Origin of the sequence: Candidatus Palauibacter sp., assembly GCF_965237495.1 — a bacterium.
Lineage (GTDB): Bacteria > Gemmatimonadota > Gemmatimonadetes > Palauibacterales > Palauibacteraceae > Palauibacter.
In genome coordinates, this window is record NZ_OZ250143.1 from 3,569,640 (window position 1) to 3,586,163 (window position 16,524).

Sequence of the window (16,524 nt, forward strand, 5' to 3'; positions counted from 1 at the left end):
CGGCGGGCGCCGGGCGCGTTCCGCGTCACCTCTTTCCGCAAAACGGGATTAGAGACCAGGGGTCTCGGACGATATGAGCACTATGACAGCCGGGCTGGCGGAGTCGACGCTGGCCTCGGCGGATTTCAGGGCGTTCGGCGGCGGGCTTTCCGAGCCGGCGGGGATCGCGGAGGTGCGGGCCGCGGCGTGGGAGCGATTCGTCGCGTTGCCGTGGCCAACCAGGAAGTCGGAGGAATGGCGCTACACCGACCTGTCGAAGGTCGGCTTCGGCGCGCTCACGCCGACGCTCCCGACGATCGCGCCGGAGGAGCGGCTCTCCGCGGAGGTGCACGCCGTGCTTGCGCGGTCGGGGGATCGAGCGGGCATCGTCGTGCTCCGCGATGGGCAGGTCGCGCACCTCGAACTCGGGCCCGAGGCCGCCCGGGCGGGCGTGGTGCTGTGCTCGATTCGGGACGCCGCGGTCGAGCACGCCGAGCTGCTGCAGCGCACGATGTTCGATACGCGGCCGGGACCGGCGGAGGAGAAGCTCTGGTCGCTGCATCTCGCGCTGCTGGGCGGTGGATACTTCCTCTATGTGCCGCGCGGTGTGCGGATGCCGGCGCCGGTCCATGCCTTCCACATCGTCGAACGCGAGGGGACGATTTCTTCAACGCACTCGCTCGTGTACGCGGAGACGAGCGCGCGGGCCGCGGTGATCGACGAGTTCCTGTCCGGCGATCTGGGCGCCGAGACCGTCTCGCTGCACGGGGCCACGGTCTCGGGCGAGGCCGACTCAGCCATCGAGTACGTCGCGCTGCAGCGCTGCGGCCGCGGCGTGAAGCACTTCTCGACGCAACACATCGTGGCGGGGCGCGACTCGCGGGTCGTGACGTTCAACGTCGCGTTGGGCGGCGACCTGTCCCGGGCGGACGTGACGAGCCGGCTGGCCGGGCCGGGGAGCGACAGCGAGATGCTGGCGCTCTGGTTCGGTGATGCGAACCAGCACTTCGATCACCACACGCTCCAGCATCACGCGGCGCCGCACGCGCGCAGCGACCTGTTGTTCAAGGGCGCTCTGACCGACAAGGCGTCGAGCGTGTTCCGGGGGCTGATCCGGGTGGACAAGGGCGCGCAGCTCACGGACGCCTATCAGACCAATCGCAACCTGCTGCTCAGCGACGGGGCTCACGCGTCGGCTCTCCCCAACCTGGAGATCGAGGCCGATGACGTGCGTTGCTCGCACGGCGCGACGATCGGACAGGTCGAGCACGAACAGCTCTTCTATCTGATGACCCGCGGCCTGACGCGGCACCAGGCGGAGCGACTGCTGGTGTTCGGGTTCTTCGACGAGGTGCTGGGGCGGCTTCCGATGGAGGGTGTCCGGGCCCGCGTCCGCGAAGCGATCGAGGAGAAAATCGGACTATGAGCCGGTTCGTCACCGTAGCCAGGCTGGACGAAGTTCCGGAGAACGATACGAAGGGCGTGATGGTCGACGATCTGGCGATCGTCCTCATCAACAGCGGGGGCGACATCCACGCCCTCGAGGATCGCTGCTCGCACGAGGAGTTCCCCCTCTCCGCGGGGGAGGTCGCCGCCGGCGAGATCACGTGTACGCTGCACGGAGCGCGGTTCGACATCGCGACAGGGGCGGTGCGCGCGCTGCCCGCGGTCATGCCGGTTCGGCGCTTTGACGTGCGACTCGACGGCGACGAGATCCAGGTCGACGTCGGCTGAACGGAACGGTCCACACGATCGGGGCTCGATGATGGACACGAACCACCCGGCAGGCGTGCTCGCTCCGGACGGTCCCCCCCTGGCGGCCCGCCGCGATTCGGCGGCGGCCGGCGTTGACGGGACGGAGACGGGTCCAACGCCTGCGTGGGACATCGCGGCGATCCGGGCCCAGTTCCCCATCCTGTCGCGGGAAGTCAACGGCCACCCGCTCGTCTATCTCGACAGCGCGGCGAGTTCGCAGCAGCCGCTCCGCGTCCAGGACCGGGTGGAGCGCTATCTGCGCATGCAGCACGCCAACGTGCACCGCGGCGTGCACCAGCTCAGCGCCGAGGCGACCGAGGCGTACGAGGACGCGCGCCTCGCCGTGGCGGCGCATGTGGGCGCCCCCGACCCATCGGAGATCGTCTTCACGCGCGGCACGACGGAGGCGGTGAACCTCGTCGCGTCGAGCTGGGGCAGCGCCTTCATCGGCCCGGACGACGAGATCGTGCTCACGAAGATGGAGCACCACTCGAACCTGGTCCCCTGGCAACTGCTCGCCGCCCGTACGGGGTGCGGACTCCACTTCGTCGATGTCACGGCCGAAGGGACGCTCGACCTCGACGATCTCGACCGTCTTCTGAAGCGGCGGCCGCGTCTCGTCGCGTTCACGCACGTCTCCAACGGCCTGGGGACGATCAACCCCGTGCGGGAGATCGTGACCCGGGCCCACGCCGCGGGAGCGCTGGCCCTCGTCGACGGCGCGCAGGCCGCTCCCCACCTGCTGGCCGACGTGACCCGGCTCGGGTGTGACTTCTACGCCTTCAGCGGGCACAAGATGTGCGGACCCACGGGCGTCGGAGCGCTCTGGGCGAGGCGTGAACTGCTCGAGGCGATGCCTCCGTATCAGGGGGGCGGCGAGATGATCTCGGAGGTGACGCTGGAGGGATCTTCGTGGGCAAAGCCGCCGGCCAAATTCGAGGCCGGGACGCCGAACATCTCGGGCGTCGTGGGCTTCGGCGAGGCCACCCGATTCCTCGCGGAGCTCGGGCGGGAAGCGCTCGCGTCTCACGAGGACGCCCTGACGCGATACGCGCTGGAACGGCTCGGCGCCATCGAAGGGCTCCGGCTGTACGGGCCCCGGCGAGGCCGCACGTCGGTGTTCTCCTTCACCTACGGCGATGTGCACCCGCACGACCTCTCCACGATCCTCGACCAGCGCGGCATCGCCATCCGGGCGGGGCATCACTGCAACCAGCCGCTCATGGACCACTACGGGATCAGCGGCACCGCGCGGGCGAGCTTCTATCTCTACAACTCGGCGGACGAGATCGACGCGCTGTGCGACGGGCTCGCGATGGCCGCCGAAGTCTTTCACGGCATATCCTGACGCCCATGACCGATCCCCCTCCGCAGGCGCCCGGCAGGGTCGCCCGAGAGATCCCTTCCTCGCTCAACCAGCTGTACCAGGAAGTGATCCTCGATCACTACCGGAAGCCCCGAAACAAGGGGCGACTGGACGACGCCACGCACGCGATCACGATGAACAACCCCCTGTGCGGAGACGTGATCGAGCTCATGCTCCGCGTGGAGGAGGGGAGGATCGCGGAGGCCCGTTTTCTCGGACGCGGCTGCTCGATCAGCCAGGCGGCGGTTTCGATGCTGACCGCGCGCGTGTCCGGAAAGTCGCTTAAGGAGGCGCACGGGCTTTCCGCCAAGTTCACTCGGCTCCTGCACGGGGAGGACGCCATGCTGGCGGACGACGATCTGGGCGATCTGCGCACGCTGGCGGGCGTCTCGAAGTTCCCGGTCCGCATCAAGTGCGCCCTGCTGGGCTGGAACTGCCTGGAGGAGCTGGCGGACGGGACAAACTCCGGCAGCGACTCCGGGTGATCCCGACGCGCCGCACCGGAACCCGCGGTCCGGCGTGAACCCGGGCGGCGTCTCGACCCCCTCGCCCACCGAGGGATCCCGCCCGTCATTCGGGCGTGTGCTGCGGATCGCCGGCGGGGTCTATCACGTCGACGACTCCAATTCGGTCATTCGGGCAACGCTGCGCGGACGCGTCAAGCGGACGGATTCGCGGATTGTGTCCGTCGGGGACCTCGTCGAACTGGAGCCGGTCGGGGACGAGATGCGGATCGTGCGCGTCGGACCGCGGCGCAGCGCGCTCGCCCGGCACGGCGTCTCGAAGCGGCGCGAGCAGGTGATCGTGGCGAACGTCGACCAGGTCGCCGTCGTCGTCTCCGTCACGGCACCCGACCCCGATTTCCTCATGGTCGACCGGCTGCTCGCGTTGGCGGCGCTGAGCGAGATCGAGGCCTTTCTCGTGGTGAACAAGACGGACCTCGCGCCGGTCGGCGGGAGCGGCCCCGCCCGGGGCTCCGGCGGGGGAGACGCGGCCGGGAGCGGCCTCCGGCAGTACGCCGCACTCGGTGTCGAAACGATGTGGACCAGCGCCGAATCGGCCGAGGGGCTGGAGGCGCTCGCCGCCCGGATCGAGGGCCGCGTCACGGTGCTGAGCGGCCAGTCCGGCGTCGGCAAGTCGAGCCTCCTGAACGCACTCGTCCCGGGCCTCGACCTGCGGGTGGGCCAGATCAGCGCGCGGCGGGGGCGCGGGCGGCACACCACGGTCGCATCGGCGCTCTATCGCTATCCGCCGGGGGGCTACGTGGCCGATACGCCGGGCCTGCAGTACCTGGCGCTGTGGGACCTCGACCCCGCGCGGCTGCAGCGCGGCTTCGTGGAGATCGCCGCGGTCGGCGAGGGCTGCCGTTTCGCCGACTGCCGCCACCGCGTGGAGCCGGACTGCGCGGTCATCGCCGCCGTGGAGCGCGGGACCATCGCGCGGCGGCGGCGGGAGAGCTACCTGCGGCTCCTGGACGAAGCCGAGAGGACCTGATGGGCGAGACGCGCGCGCCGTGGAACGCGGGCCGCGTCGCGCGCCGGCTGGCCGGCACGAGCCCCGCGCTCGTGCCGCAGGCGGCGGCGGACCGCCACGCCGCCGTGACCCTCGTCGTCCGATCCGGCCCCCGGGATCTCGAGGTGCTCTTCGTCCGGCGCGCCGAAGTCCCCGGTGACCCCTGGTCCGGCCACATGGCGCTCCCCGGTGGGCACCGTGACGCCGCCGATGCGGACATCCTGGCGACGGCGCGCCGCGAGACGCGCGAAGAGGTGGGGCTCGATATCTCCTGCCGCGCCTACCTGGGGCGCCTCGACGATCTGCACCCCGTGACCCGCTGGATCCCGTCGATCCTCATCTCGCCCTTCGTCGCGTGGCACGACGCTGAAACCCGGGTCGCGACGAACGACGAGGTGCAGTATCACGTCTGGGCACCGCTCGGCGCGCTGCGCGATCCCGCCCTGCGCTCGGAGGTCCGCTTCGCCGACGGTGGCCGCGAGCGCATCTTTCCCTCCATCTTGTTCGAGGGCGACACGATCTGGGGGCTCACCCATCGGGTCGTCATGAACTTCCTCGACCTTGTCACGGAGAGAGCCAATCGATGAGCGATGTCGTCTACCGTTCCCACGTGAAGATCGTCCGGGAGAAGGGTCCCTACCGCACGGCGCACATCCCGGCCACGGAAGCACCTGTTGAGTTCGGCGTCCACTCCGCGATCGCGGAGCACTACGGCGTCACCTCCGACCGCGATATCGCGACGACGCTCGACTACGTGATCGCCGCCACGGGCGGCTGACTGACCGGAACCTTCGGGGGCGCGCTGGAAGCGCGTGGGGTCAGGGCCGATGAGGGACGACTCGTGGCGGAGGTCGAGGGCGAGGTCGAGACGGAGGATGGCGTCCTCGTCATCCGGAGGATTCACGCCCGATATCGACTACGGGCGGACGAAACGCACGCCGCTGCGATCCGGCGCGCGTTCGAGGCCCATCCACCGAAGTGCCCGGTCTACCGGACGCTCTCCGGGTGTATCGACATCACGACGGAACTGGATCTCCTGCCGCTCGAATGAGCGGCGGGCTCAGCTGAGCCCGTCGGTGAGGCGGCCGTACAGGTCGGCGAGCGCCGCGATGCCGTTGCGGTAGACGCCGAGATCGAGCCACTCGTCCGGCGCGTGCATGTTGCAGCCGGGGAGCGCGAAGCCGATGAGCAGCGCCGGCGCCTCGAACGTCTCTTCGAACGCCTGGACGATCGGGATCGAGCCCCCTTCGCGCACGAACGCGGGCGGGGCTCCGAAGCCCGACTCAAGCGCGGCGGACGCGGCGTCGAAGATCGGGTGCGCCGTGTCGGCGACCCAGGGCGCGCCGCCGTGCGAGCGCTTGATCTCCACCGTCACACCCTCGGGGGCGAGTTCGTGGACCCGGGCCTCGAAGGCTTCGATGACCTGCGCCGGATCCTGATCCGGGACGAGCCGCATCGACACCTTCGCCATCGCCCGCGACGGCAGCACGGTCTTGGAGCCCTCGCCGGTGAAGCCGCTGAGCATCCCGTTCACGTCCAGCGTCGGGCGATACCACAGCCGCTCGAGGGCCGAGAAGCCGGCCTCGCCGCCCAGTGCCGGCGCTCCGACCCCCGCGCGCAGCGTCTCGTCGTCCATGGGGAGGCGCTCAAGGTCGGCGCGTTCGCGCTCAGTGATGGGCCGGACGGCGTCATAGTACCCCGGCACGGTCGCGCGCCCCCGGTCGTCCCGGAGGCCGGCGAGGATCGCGGCAAGGGCGTTGGCGGGGTTCACGACGGCGCCGCCGTAGCTCCCCGAGTGCAGGTCCGACGCGGGCCCGAAGACGTTGATCTCCGTGTAGACGATCCCCCGCAGGCCCGTCGTGATGCACGGCAAATCGGGCGAGAACATCCCGGTGTCGCTGATCAGGACCGCGTCGCAGGCGAGGCGTTCGGCGTTCTCCGAGAGGAAGGCCGCGAGGTGGCGGCTCCCGACCTCCTCTTCCCCCTCGATCACGAGCTTGAGATTCACGGGCACCCCGGCCCCGGTCGCGAGGCGGGCCTCGAGCGCCTTGATGTGCATGTGGACCTGTCCCTTGTCGTCCACGGCGCCTCGGGCGTAGAGGCGGCCATCCCGGACGGTCGGCTCGAACGGGGGACTCGACCACAGTTCGTCCGGTTCGGATGGCTGCACGTCGTAGTGCCCGTAGACGAGCACCGTCGGCGCGTCGGCGGCCTGGATTCGTTCGGCGACGACAATCGGGTGCCCCCCGGTCTCGATGACCTCGGCGCCCGGGACGCCCGCCGCCGCGAGGTGTTCGGCGACCCACTCCGCGCATGCCCGGACGTCGCCGGCGCACTCCGGGTCGGTGCTGATGCTGGGAATCCGGAGGAGGGTCTCGAGTTCCTCGTGGAAGCGGGGGAGTTCTCGGTCGATGTAGGCGCAGAAGTCGGACATGGGGCTCCGGGTCTGGTTGCGGGACTCGCGGGCGCCGGGACGCGGGCGCCGGGACGCGGGCGTGATCGACTATAGGGCAGCGGCGGCGTGCGGCAAGCGCCTCGCGGCCCGGCAAAGCTGTCGGCGCCCGGTCGATCAGTCGAACCGGGTCTCGGTGACGAGGGCGCCGACCCGGGCGGATGCGTCGAGCCCGAGCAGCTTCCGCAGCCCGGGGAGGCGGGCCAGGGCAAGAAGCGCCCCGATGCCCGCGGCACCGGAGGGGCCCGCGACGATGCGGGCGCCGAGCCTCCCGGACTCGAGCGCCGCGGCGCCGGCGACCCACGCGTCTTCCGGGAGCGCGAGCGCCGCGTCGAGCAACGGTGCGAGGGAATCCCAGGCGATCGTCGACACGACGCCGGCGGCGAGTCCGCCCATCGCGGTGTCGAACGGCGGTTCGGCCACGCTCGCCCGGCCGCGGCGCAAGCTGCGGCCGAAGCAGTCCGCCCGCCACGGCTCGACGGCCACGAAGCGCGGCCGTCCCTCGCCGCATCGCTGCGCGAAGTGGCCGCACACACCGGTCGCGAGGCCGCCGACGCCCGCCTGCACGAAGAGGTGCGTGAGCGGCGCCGAGCCGGCGGACGCCAGCGCCTCCAGCATCTCCGCGGCGAGGAGCGTGTAGCCCGCCATGACGCGGCGCGGCGTTTCCTCATAGCCCTCGTACGCGGTGTCGGAGACCACCATCCAGCCGTTGCGGACGGCCGCCCGGCCGGTGTGCGCGACCGCCCCGTCGTATGCGCCCGGCACGCGGACGACCTCCGCCCCGTGCGACTCGATGGCCCGCGCGCGCGCCGGAATCGCGTCTTCCGGAAGGAAGACGACGCACCGGCACCCGAATTCGGCGCTCCCCCAGGCGACGGACCGGCCATGGTTGCCCGCCGACGCGGTCGTGACCGTGATCTCCGCCGCGTGCGGGTGTCCGGCCCGGAGTTCCGCCGCCGTCGGCCGCGCGCCGCTCCGGCGCTCGATCTCGTCCTGCAGGGCGCGCAGGACGGCGAATGCACCGCCGAGCGACTTGAACGAACCGAGCCCGAAGCGGCAGGACTCATCCTTGACCCAGACGGCTTTGACGCCCAGCGCCTTCGCGAGCCCCGGCAGGGCCACGGTCGGAGTCGGCTCGTACCCTGGCCAGCTCCGGATCACCTCACGCGCGGCCGCGGCGGCGGCGGGATCGAGGATCCCCTCACGCGGCGCCACCCGGAGCTTCGGCGAACGCAGCGAGAGCCGCAGGGCCGTCATCGGTCGGCCGCCCGAGCCGGCCGGACCGGGTCGTTTCGGCTCTCCGGGTTGGCGGGGGGGTTCCGATGCGTCATTTTCCCCACCGGCCTCGCCCCCCCCCCCCCGATCAACCCGGAGCGAACTCTTGGATCTCGGCATTTTCTCGATGAGTCTCACGGTGAAGGATCTCCCCGCCTCGAAGGCGTTCTACGAGAAGCTCGGTTTCGAGCAGACGGGCGGCGATTTTGAGGCAAACTATCTGATCATGATGAATGGCGAGGCCGTGGTCGGCCTCTTCCACGGGATGTTCGAGAAAAACATCCTCACCTTCAACCCGGGGCTCGCGCTCGAAGGCAAGCAGATGGAGTCCTTCACGGATGTCCGCGACATCGAGCGCACCATCCGCGAACGCGGCGTGGAGATCACGCACGGTACGGCGGAGGCGGGCGATTCCGGACCCGCGCACATCGTCCTCGAGGATCCGGACGGAAACCCGATCCTCATCGACCAGTTTTTCTAGCCGTCCGTCAGGAACCTCCCGGTGGAACCCCTTCTGAACATGACCCGGCGGGCGTTTCGCGTTCCCGCGGGAACGTCGCCGGTCGCGCGCGGCCTCGTCGTCGTGGCGTGTTTCCTTGCCGTCCCCCTGGAAGGGCAGGAGACGAGGCCCGCCAACGGTAACGGCGCCCTTCGCGTCTTCTTCGACTGCGAGGGCGGTCGTCGCACATGCGATTTCGACTTCTACCGGCGTGAGATCCCGTATGTGAACTACACCCGCGACCGCGAGGACGCCCAGGTCCACGTCCTGATGACCTCGGAGGGGACGGGCAGCGGCGGCCAGCGCTTCACGCTCGACTTCATCGGGCGGGAAGAGTTCGTCGAGGTCACGGAGCGACTGGAGGTCGTCACCCGTGCCAACCTCGCGGTGGAGCAGCGGCTGACCGACGTGGCGCGCACGCTCGAACTGGGACTGCTGCGCTACATCGCGCGCACCGACCAGGCCGCCAGCATCGACGTCCACTATGACGGAGCCGAGCACGGCGAGGCGGCCGCGAAACCCGAGGACGACCCGTGGAATTTCTGGACCTTCCGGCTCCGCGGGAACGCCGAACTCGACGTGGACGAACGCACCGAGTCATACGAACTCTCGAGCGGGTTCTCGGCCGACAGGGTCACGGACGCCCTGAAGCTCGAGTTCTCCATCGAGGGGAGCTACAACAAGAGGCTCTTCGAGACCTCGGACACGACCTCGGTCACGAGCATCCGCGAGAGCTACGATGCCGAGGGGCTCAGCGTGTGGAGCCTCTCGGATCACTGGTCGGTGGGAGCGGCCTACGAGCTGGCACACTCCAGCTTCGAGAACGAAGACCTGCAGATCCGGGTGGGGCCGGCCGTGGAGTACAACATCTTCCCCTACTCCGAGTCGACCCGCAGGCAGTTCAATTTCCTCTATACGATTGGCCTCCGGTACAACGACTACATCGAGCAGACAGTGTTCCTCGAGGACGAGGAAACCCTGCCGCACCATCGGTTCAGCGTCCGTCTCAGCGTCCGCCAGCCGTGGGGCGAATCCTACGGGTCCCTGACCTTCTCCCAGTTCCTGCACGACGCGTCGAAGAACCGCTTCACCGCCTTCGCGGGGGCCGATTTTCGAATCTTCCGCGGCCTGTCGCTCCGGCTGAACGCGAACTATTCGCGCATCCGCGACCAGCTCAACGTGCCCGCCGGCGACGCCACCGCGGACGAGGTGCTCCTCCGCCAGCGCGTCCTCCAGAGCGGTTTCGAGTATGGCGTATCGGTGGGCTTCTCCTACACGTTCGGGTCGATCTACTCCAACGTCGTCAACCCCCGCCTGGACCGGTTCTAGCTACCACGAGGGTGACTTCATGTACAGGTTCTTCGTCCCGCCGACCGCCGCCGTCGTGACCGCCATCGTCGCGGCGGGCCTCTTCACCGCCCCCGCGCGGCTCGCGTCCCAGACCCCGGCCTCGCTCATGGCGGGGGCGTCGCCGCCGGAGATGTCCGCCCTGGAAGCGCTGGACGACCTGGCCGACGAGATACGCGGCATGTCGATGACGCTGTGGGAGTACTCGGAGACGGCCCTTCCGGAGCATCGCTCGGCCGAGTACCTCGCGGGGCTGCTCGAGGCCGAGGGGTTCGAGGTCGAGACAGGGGTCGCGGGCATGCCCACCGCTTTCACGGCGACGTACCGCCATGGAAGCGGGGGTCCGGTGCTCGGCGTGCTGGCCGAGTACGACGCGCTGCCGGGCGTCGGGAACGAACCGGTGCCCCACCGGGCGTCCCGGGCGGACGGTATCACGAGCGGCCACGGCTGCGGCCACAACCTGTTCGGGGCGGGTTCCGTCGGCGCCGCGATCGCGATCAAGCGGGCCATGGCGGACCAGGACATCGCGGGCGAGGTGCGGCTATTCGGCACCCCGGCCGAGGAGACGGTCGTCGGCAAGGTGTACATGGCCAACGCGGGTGCCTTCGACGGGGTGGATGCGACACTCGTGTGGCATCCGATGACCGAGACGCGGGTCACGAACGCCTCGACCCAGGCGATGAACAACTTCACCGTGGAGTTCCGGGGCCAGGCGGCGCACTCGGCGGCGGACACGTGGAACGGCCGCAGCGCCCTCGACGCCGTGGAGATGATGAACTACGGAGCGAACCTGATGCGCGAGCACGTCCAGCCCTCGACGCGCATCCACTACGTGATACCGAACGCGGGGGAGGCGCCGAACGTCGTCCCCGAGTACGCGAAGGTGTGGTACTACATGCGCGACACCCTGCGAACGAACGTGAAGGAGCACTACGCGTGGCTCCTCGACATCGCCGACGCCGCCGCGCAGGCGACCCGCACCGAGCACGAGGTCTCCCTCATCACGGGCGTGCACGCGCTCCTGCTCAACCGGCCGTTGCAGGAGGCGATGCAGGCGAACCTGGAAGCGGTCGGGGGCCCGAACTTCCCGGATGTCTTCCAAGCCTGGGGTCGCGAGATGCAGACGGGCCTGGACATCGACCCGGTGGGTCTCGACGTCGAGGTGCAGCCGCTCGCCCTCGGGGCGACGCTGGCGCAGGGCGGCTCGACGGACGTGGCGGAGGTGAGCTGGATCACCCCGACGGTTCAGCTCGAAATCACCTCCGCTCCGAAGGGCGTCCCCTGGCACTCCTAGGCCACGAGCGCCTCGCACGGGACCGAATGGGCCGCGGCCGCGGCGGACGTGGCGGCGCGCGTTCTCGCGATGACGGGCATGGATCTGCTCACCGATCCCGGCCTCCTCGAAGCCGCCCGGGAGGCGCACCGGGAGTCCACGCAGGGCCGGCCCTGGCGCTCTCCCATCCCCGCGGACCAGAAGCCTCCGATCCCGTAGGCCGTTGGGGCACCGGCACATTAGCCGCTCTTGCCGGTTGTTGTCAAACCGCAATAGAAATGTCCGGGGTTAGGGCGCAATAGAAATGTCCTCCCCGGGGGTTCCGGTTTTGGCCCCGGCTCCGGTCGTTTCGGGGATGCGGGGCCGTTCGTTTCGTTGGATATCCCTTCTCTCTCGCGGCGGAGGTGCCGGCGTGCGATGGCCTGTTGGGCACTGGCTTGGAAGTGCTTGCGCCAAGGGTGGTCCGGAGCTGGCTTGGGAGGTGCGGGCCGCGGCTTTGCCGGCTTGGCGGGCGCGTCGTTGGGGGAAGCGGCGGAGGCTTGGCATACGGGTTCGACCTCGAGGTAGCGCTCACCGAAGCGGAAGCGGACCTCACCGTCGAGGCGGCGCTCGACGACGATCTCGGCGGACGGGGCGATGCCGCCGGCTTCCCGCTCCGGGATCTGCCAGCGCCGCTTGGCGAACCGGATGGTGAAGTCGCGCGCCACGAAGCGCCTCTCCGTCTCGGCGAAGAGCGCATCGAGGTCGGCGTCGGCCGGAAGCGGGCGGTGCGCGTGGCGGGGATCGGCGGGCTCGACGGTGAAGCGTTCGTTCCAGAACGGAACCCAGTAGTCTTGGAGGAAGCGGTTGGCCCCCTCCAGCGAGGCGATCCCCTCCAGCCGCATCTCCTTGACCAGCCGGTCCCGGTTGGTGCCGAAGCTGCGCTCCACGCGCCCCTTGGCCTGCGGAGAGCCCGCCAGGATCACCTCCACGCCCAGCTCGCCCAGCGCTCGGGAGATGATCGTGCCCGTGCGTTCCTCCTTCTTCGAGAGCCACTGCCCGAAGTGCCCCGCGTGGTCGGTGTACACCGCCACGGGGCGGCCGTGGCGCCCGAGGTACTCGATGATCGCCCGCCGGTTCTCCGCCCCGTTGTCGCGCGCCACGAAGCGGGCCATGAGCAGCCGGCTCGTCGCGTCGTCGTGGATCGAGATCAGCGTCTGGCTCCCCGGCGACCTCTCCTCCAGCCACGGGTGCACGGAGCTGTCCCACTGCCCCAGTTCGCCCAGCGCCGCCCGCCTGGGCCGGCGGCTGCGGTGCCGCGCGCGCCGCCGGCGCCGCTCCCACCGCCCGGCCTCCAGCATCCACCGCCGAAGCGTGTCCGGGCTCACCACCACCGCGAAGCGCCGCCCGAGGTGCTCGGCCAGCAGCGTCGGGCCGAAGTCCGCGTACAGCGGATCGGCCGCCACCGACAGCGCGAACTCCCGCACCTGCGCGGGCAGCGACCGGTTCGACGGCCGCCCCTTCAGACCGTGCACCGCCGCCGCGTCTCCCACGGCCTCGAACCCGCGCACCAGACGCCGGAGGTGGCGCCGCGTCACCCCGAGCCGCCCCGCCCCGGCCGCTCCCGCCAGGACTCCTTCGCTCACCTGCCGCAGCACCGACACGCGGTCCCTCTCCCTCAGGCTCAACTCCATCAGCTCCTCTCCCGGACCATGTTCGCAGCCCCCGAACCGAACATGGACCGTAAGAGGACATTTCTACTGCGCTAAGGGAGGACATTTCTACTGCGGTACGACACCGCTCTTGCCGGTTGTTCTTGGCTTTTCCTATGCTCACGGTATGGTGGCCTCGTTGTGTGGGGTATCCACCGACAGGTGGAATGGGACGGGCAGGGGAGGCTCACCACTCTTCAGGCGAGAGGTCAACGCCATGAACACGAAGTGCCTCGTCGCTTCAGTCGCCGGTGCCATCGTCCTTTTCGTAGGCGGCTACGTGCTGTACGAACTGCTCCTGGGGGGCTTGATGGAAGCCAACATGGGTAGCGCGACCGGGGCCATGAAGGACGCCCCCAACTTCCTCTGGATTGCGGTCGGCCAGCTGGCCTCTGGGGGCGTTCTGGCGACCGTGCTTGGGTGGAAGGGCACCACCGACGTGGCGGGCGGTGCCAAGGCGGGCGCCCAGCTCGGCGCGCTTATCGCCGTGGCCGCCGGGTTCATGATGCTGGGTACGATGAACGTCTCGACCCTCACCTGGGCCATCGTCGACGTCGTCGTTTCGGCGGTCCTGTGGGGCGCGGCAGGTGCCGTCGTCGGCATGATGCTCGGACGGGGCGACTAGGGGTTCGGCTCCGGCCGGCGGGCGTATTTTCGCGCCCGCCGGCCGCGCCCGCTGGACAGGTTTGATGTGACCCGCTCCACCTTCTTCGACGTTTTCCGACCTTCTCTCGTCCTGTTCCGACCACAACCACAGAGTCTTGCCATGAACTGCGCACAGCGCGTCGGCCTCCGCTCCCTCCTGCCCCTCGCGGCCGTGGCCATGCTCGCGACGCCGCTCGCCGCGCAGGAAGCCGGGGAGGGCCCGGCGAACTACCGCCTCGCGGCGCGATTCGCGCCCTACAGGATCGATGAACTCATCTACTCCACCTCGGTCGATCCGCAGTGGATCGAGGGCTCGGAATCGTTCTGGTACGAATGGGAGACCTCGGACGGGTCCTTCTACTACATCGTCGACCCGGTGGCCGGGACGAAGCGGCCGATCTTCGACAACGACCGGATCGCGGCCGAGCTGACCCGCATCACGCGCGACCCGTGGGACGGACAGCACCTCCCGATCCTCGCGATCAAGTTCATCGACGCCAACACGCTCCAGTTCGAGGTCGAGTCCTCGCAGGATGAAGAAGAAGAGGAGACCGAATCGGAGATGGAGGAGCTCGACGAGGAGGAGGAAGAGGGCGAACAGCAGCGCCGGCGGGCCGGGAAGAAGGTGTTTCACTTCGAGTACGACGTGGACACGCGCACGCTGCGCGAAATGGAGGATTGGGAAGCGCCCGACAATCACCCGTCCTGGGCCAGCGTGTCACCTGACGGCCAGACCGTGATCTTCGCCCGCCACCACAACCTCTACATGATGAGCGGGGACGACTATCAGCAGTTCCTCGAGGCGCGGCGCGGGAAGAGCGGGGACGAGGCGGATGAGGCCGAGGAGGGAATCGAGGCCGAGGAGGGAATCGAGGCCGAGGAGGGAATCGAGGCCGAGGAGACGCAGCTCACGACCGATGGCGAGGCGCACTACAGCTACGCCGTCTTCGAGCGGGGTGACACGGACATCGAACGAGAGAAGAACGCCGACAAGCGCAAGCGCGTCTCGATCTCGTGGTCCCACGACTCACGCAGGTTGTCGCTCATCCGGAGGGACCGGCGGGAGGTGGGAGATCTCTGGGTCATCCACATGGTCGGCAACAAGCGGCCCGAACTCGAGTCCTACAAGTACGACATGCCCGGCGAGGAGACCGTCAGCCAGCCCGAACTCCTCATCTACGACCTCCAGGATCGGCGCATGGTCGAGGTCGCGATGCCGGAGGAGTGGAAGGACCACCGCCTGTCCCAGACGTCGGCGCGGCAGTTCCGGTATCCGGACAACGAGGAGCCGTTCCGCACGCTGTGGCTCTCCCCGAACTCGGACGAACTCCACTTCGTTCGCCAGAGCCGCGACCAGCACCGCGTGGACGTCATGGTCGCGGACGCCGAGACGGGCGAGTCCCGCGTGCTGTTCGAGGAGCGGCTCAACACCTATGTGGAGTTCCAGCGGCTCGAACTCCTCGAGTCCGGCGACATGCTGTGGTGGTCGGAGCGGGACGGCTGGGCCCACCTGTACCGGTTCGGCCCGGACGGATCGCTGCGCAACCGCCTCACCGAGGGCCCGTGGTCGGTACGCCAGGTCGTGGGGCTGGATGAGGCGGCCGGCGTCGTCTACTTCCAGGCCAACGCGCGCGAGGTGGGCGAGGACCCCTACTACCAGCACCTCTACAGGGTGAACCTGGACGGCTCGGGGCTGACCCAGTTGAACCCCGGCGATCTCGATCATCGCGTCGACATGGGGGAGTCGAACCGCTTCTTCGTCAACAACTATTCGCGCGTCGACGAGACGCCGGCGTCGGCGTTCCATGCCGCGAACGGACGCAGGATCATGGACCTCGAGACCGCGGACTTCTCGAAGCTCGAGGAAGCGGGGTATGGATTCCCCGAGCCCTACAGGGTGAAGGCGGACGACGGGGTGACGGATCTGTACGGCGTCATGTACAAGCCGTTCGATTTCGATCCGAAGAAGACGTATCCGGTCGTGGCCTACGTGTACCCGGGACCGCAGACGGAGTCCGTCGCCAAGTCGTTCTCGACGGCGCGCTACGAGACGGCGCTGGCCCAGTTCGGGATGGTGGTGATCACGGTGGGGAACCGCGGCGGTCATCCGGCGCGCTCGAAGTGGTACCACAACTACGGGTACGGGAACCTTCGCGACTACGGGCTGGCCGACAAGAAGGCCGCGATCGAGCAGCTCGCGGACCGGCACGATTTCATCGACATCGACCGGGTCGGGATCTACGGCCACTCCGGGGGCGGGTTCATGTCGACGGCGGCGATGCTCGTCTACCCGGACTTCTTCAAGGTCGCGGTCTCATCGTCGGGGAACCACAACAACGACATCTACAACCAGAACTGGTCGGAGAAGCACCACGGCGTGCGCGAGGTCGTCGACGACAGCGGGAACGTGACCTTCGAGTACGAGATCGAGCGCAACTCGGACCTGGCCTCGAACCTGAAGGGGCACCTGCTGCTCACGACCGGGGACATCGACAACAACGTCCACCATGCGGGGACGCATCGCATGGCCGAGGCACTGATCCGGGCCAACAAGCGCTTCGACTACTTCGTCTTCCCCGGCCAGCGGCACGGCTACGGGGACATGAGCGACTACTGGTTCTGGCTGCGCGCGGAGTACTTCGTGAAGCACCTGCTGGGCGACACGCGCTGGAACCCGGACATCACGCAGTTGAACGTCGAACGGGAGCAGACGGGCGGCCGCTGATCCGG

At 69.1% G+C, this 16,524-nt stretch carries 17 protein-coding genes; 14 read left to right on the forward strand and 3 right to left on the reverse strand.

Going from position 1 to position 16,524, the window contains the following annotated elements:
- The first annotated feature begins 73 nt into the window (after nt 1–73).
- From sufD to ACPXY0_RS15715, 8 genes are read left to right on the forward strand one after another with little or no spacing between them, the layout of a single operon-like run.
- Nucleotides 74–1,405, forward strand: coding sequence for a Fe-S cluster assembly protein SufD (gene sufD / locus ACPXY0_RS15680; protein ID WP_423926122.1), 1,332 nt, complete (start codon nt 74–76; stop codon nt 1,403–1,405).
- Entirely contained in the window at nt 1,402–1,713 is a 312-nt protein-coding gene (locus ACPXY0_RS15685) for a Rieske (2Fe-2S) protein (RefSeq protein WP_423926124.1), read from the forward strand. The genes sufD and ACPXY0_RS15685 overlap by 4 nt, the downstream gene beginning before the upstream one ends.
- 28 nt (nt 1,714–1,741) lie before the next feature.
- Nucleotides 1,742–3,082, forward strand: a complete 1,341-nt coding sequence (locus ACPXY0_RS15690; RefSeq protein ID WP_423926126.1) for a cysteine desulfurase — start codon at nt 1,742–1,744, stop codon at nt 3,080–3,082.
- Nucleotides 3,083–3,087: 5 nt separating this feature from the next.
- Nucleotides 3,088–3,585, forward strand: a complete 498-nt coding sequence (sufU, locus tag ACPXY0_RS15695) for a Fe-S cluster assembly sulfur transfer protein SufU (RefSeq protein WP_423926128.1) — start codon at nt 3,088–3,090, stop codon at nt 3,583–3,585.
- Between the two features lie 34 nt (nt 3,586–3,619).
- Entirely contained in the window at nt 3,620–4,594 is a 975-nt protein-coding gene (gene rsgA / locus ACPXY0_RS15700; protein WP_423926130.1) for a ribosome small subunit-dependent GTPase A, read from the forward strand.
- Nucleotides 4,594–5,199: an NUDIX hydrolase gene (locus tag ACPXY0_RS15705; RefSeq protein ID WP_423926132.1), complete on the forward strand. Its 606-nt coding sequence runs from the start codon at nt 4,594–4,596 to the stop codon at nt 5,197–5,199. Before rsgA ends, ACPXY0_RS15705 begins: the two co-directional genes overlap by 1 nt.
- The gene (locus tag ACPXY0_RS15710) at nt 5,196–5,390 is read left to right on the forward strand and encodes a hypothetical protein (protein WP_423926134.1); all 195 of its coding nucleotides are present in this window, start codon (nt 5,196–5,198) and stop codon (nt 5,388–5,390) included. The genes ACPXY0_RS15705 and ACPXY0_RS15710 overlap by 4 nt, the downstream gene beginning before the upstream one ends.
- Nucleotides 5,391–5,663, forward strand: coding sequence for an OsmC family protein (locus ACPXY0_RS15715; RefSeq protein ID WP_419943586.1), 273 nt, complete (start codon nt 5,391–5,393; stop codon nt 5,661–5,663). It abuts the gene before it with no gap.
- Between the two features lie 9 nt (nt 5,664–5,672).
- On the opposite strand, the gene ACPXY0_RS15720 is transcribed toward ACPXY0_RS15715, so the two are convergent.
- Nucleotides 5,673–7,046 carry a dipeptidase gene (locus tag ACPXY0_RS15720; protein WP_423926136.1) on the reverse strand — a complete coding sequence of 458 codons (1,374 nt, stop codon included), beginning with the start codon at nt 7,044–7,046 and terminating at the stop codon, nt 5,673–5,675.
- Nucleotides 7,047–7,181: 135 nt separating this feature from the next.
- Nucleotides 7,182–8,321, reverse strand: a complete 1,140-nt coding sequence (locus ACPXY0_RS15725; protein ID WP_423926138.1) for a diaminopropionate ammonia-lyase — start codon at nt 8,319–8,321, stop codon at nt 7,182–7,184.
- A gap of 124 nt (nt 8,322–8,445) precedes the next feature.
- Here ACPXY0_RS15725 and ACPXY0_RS15730 point away from each other — a divergent pair, with 124 nt between their 5' ends.
- Genes ACPXY0_RS15730 through ACPXY0_RS15745 form a run of 4 tightly spaced genes read left to right on the forward strand, consistent with a single transcriptional unit; the run spans nt 8,446 to nt 11,677 of the window.
- On the forward strand, nt 8,446–8,820 hold the full coding sequence (locus ACPXY0_RS15730; RefSeq protein WP_423926140.1) for a VOC family protein: 375 nt from the start codon (nt 8,446–8,448) through the stop codon (nt 8,818–8,820).
- A 21-nt stretch (nt 8,821–8,841) separates the two neighbouring features.
- On the forward strand, nt 8,842–10,167 hold the full coding sequence (locus ACPXY0_RS15735; protein WP_423926142.1) for a hypothetical protein: 1,326 nt from the start codon (nt 8,842–8,844) through the stop codon (nt 10,165–10,167).
- A 19-nt stretch (nt 10,168–10,186) separates the two neighbouring features.
- Complete coding sequence (locus ACPXY0_RS15740) at nt 10,187–11,479, forward strand: amidohydrolase (protein ID WP_423926144.1); 1,293 nt, start codon at nt 10,187–10,189, stop codon at nt 11,477–11,479.
- Nucleotides 11,480–11,527: 48 nt separating this feature from the next.
- Complete coding sequence (locus tag ACPXY0_RS15745; protein ID WP_423926146.1) at nt 11,528–11,677, forward strand: hypothetical protein; 150 nt, start codon at nt 11,528–11,530, stop codon at nt 11,675–11,677.
- Nucleotides 11,678–11,697: 20 nt separating this feature from the next.
- On the opposite strand, the gene ACPXY0_RS15750 is transcribed toward ACPXY0_RS15745, so the two are convergent.
- Nucleotides 11,698–13,131, reverse strand: a complete 1,434-nt coding sequence (locus ACPXY0_RS15750; protein WP_423926148.1) for an ISNCY family transposase — start codon at nt 13,129–13,131, stop codon at nt 11,698–11,700.
- A 235-nt stretch (nt 13,132–13,366) separates the two neighbouring features.
- On the opposite strand from ACPXY0_RS15750, the gene ACPXY0_RS15755 reads away from it, so the two are divergent.
- Nucleotides 13,367–13,774: a hypothetical protein gene (locus tag ACPXY0_RS15755; protein WP_423926150.1), complete on the forward strand. Its 408-nt coding sequence runs from the start codon at nt 13,367–13,369 to the stop codon at nt 13,772–13,774.
- Between the two features lie 141 nt (nt 13,775–13,915).
- The gene (locus tag ACPXY0_RS15760) at nt 13,916–16,519 is read left to right on the forward strand and encodes a DPP IV N-terminal domain-containing protein (protein WP_423926152.1); all 2,604 of its coding nucleotides are present in this window, start codon (nt 13,916–13,918) and stop codon (nt 16,517–16,519) included.
- Nucleotides 16,520–16,524: the final 5 nt, after the last annotated feature.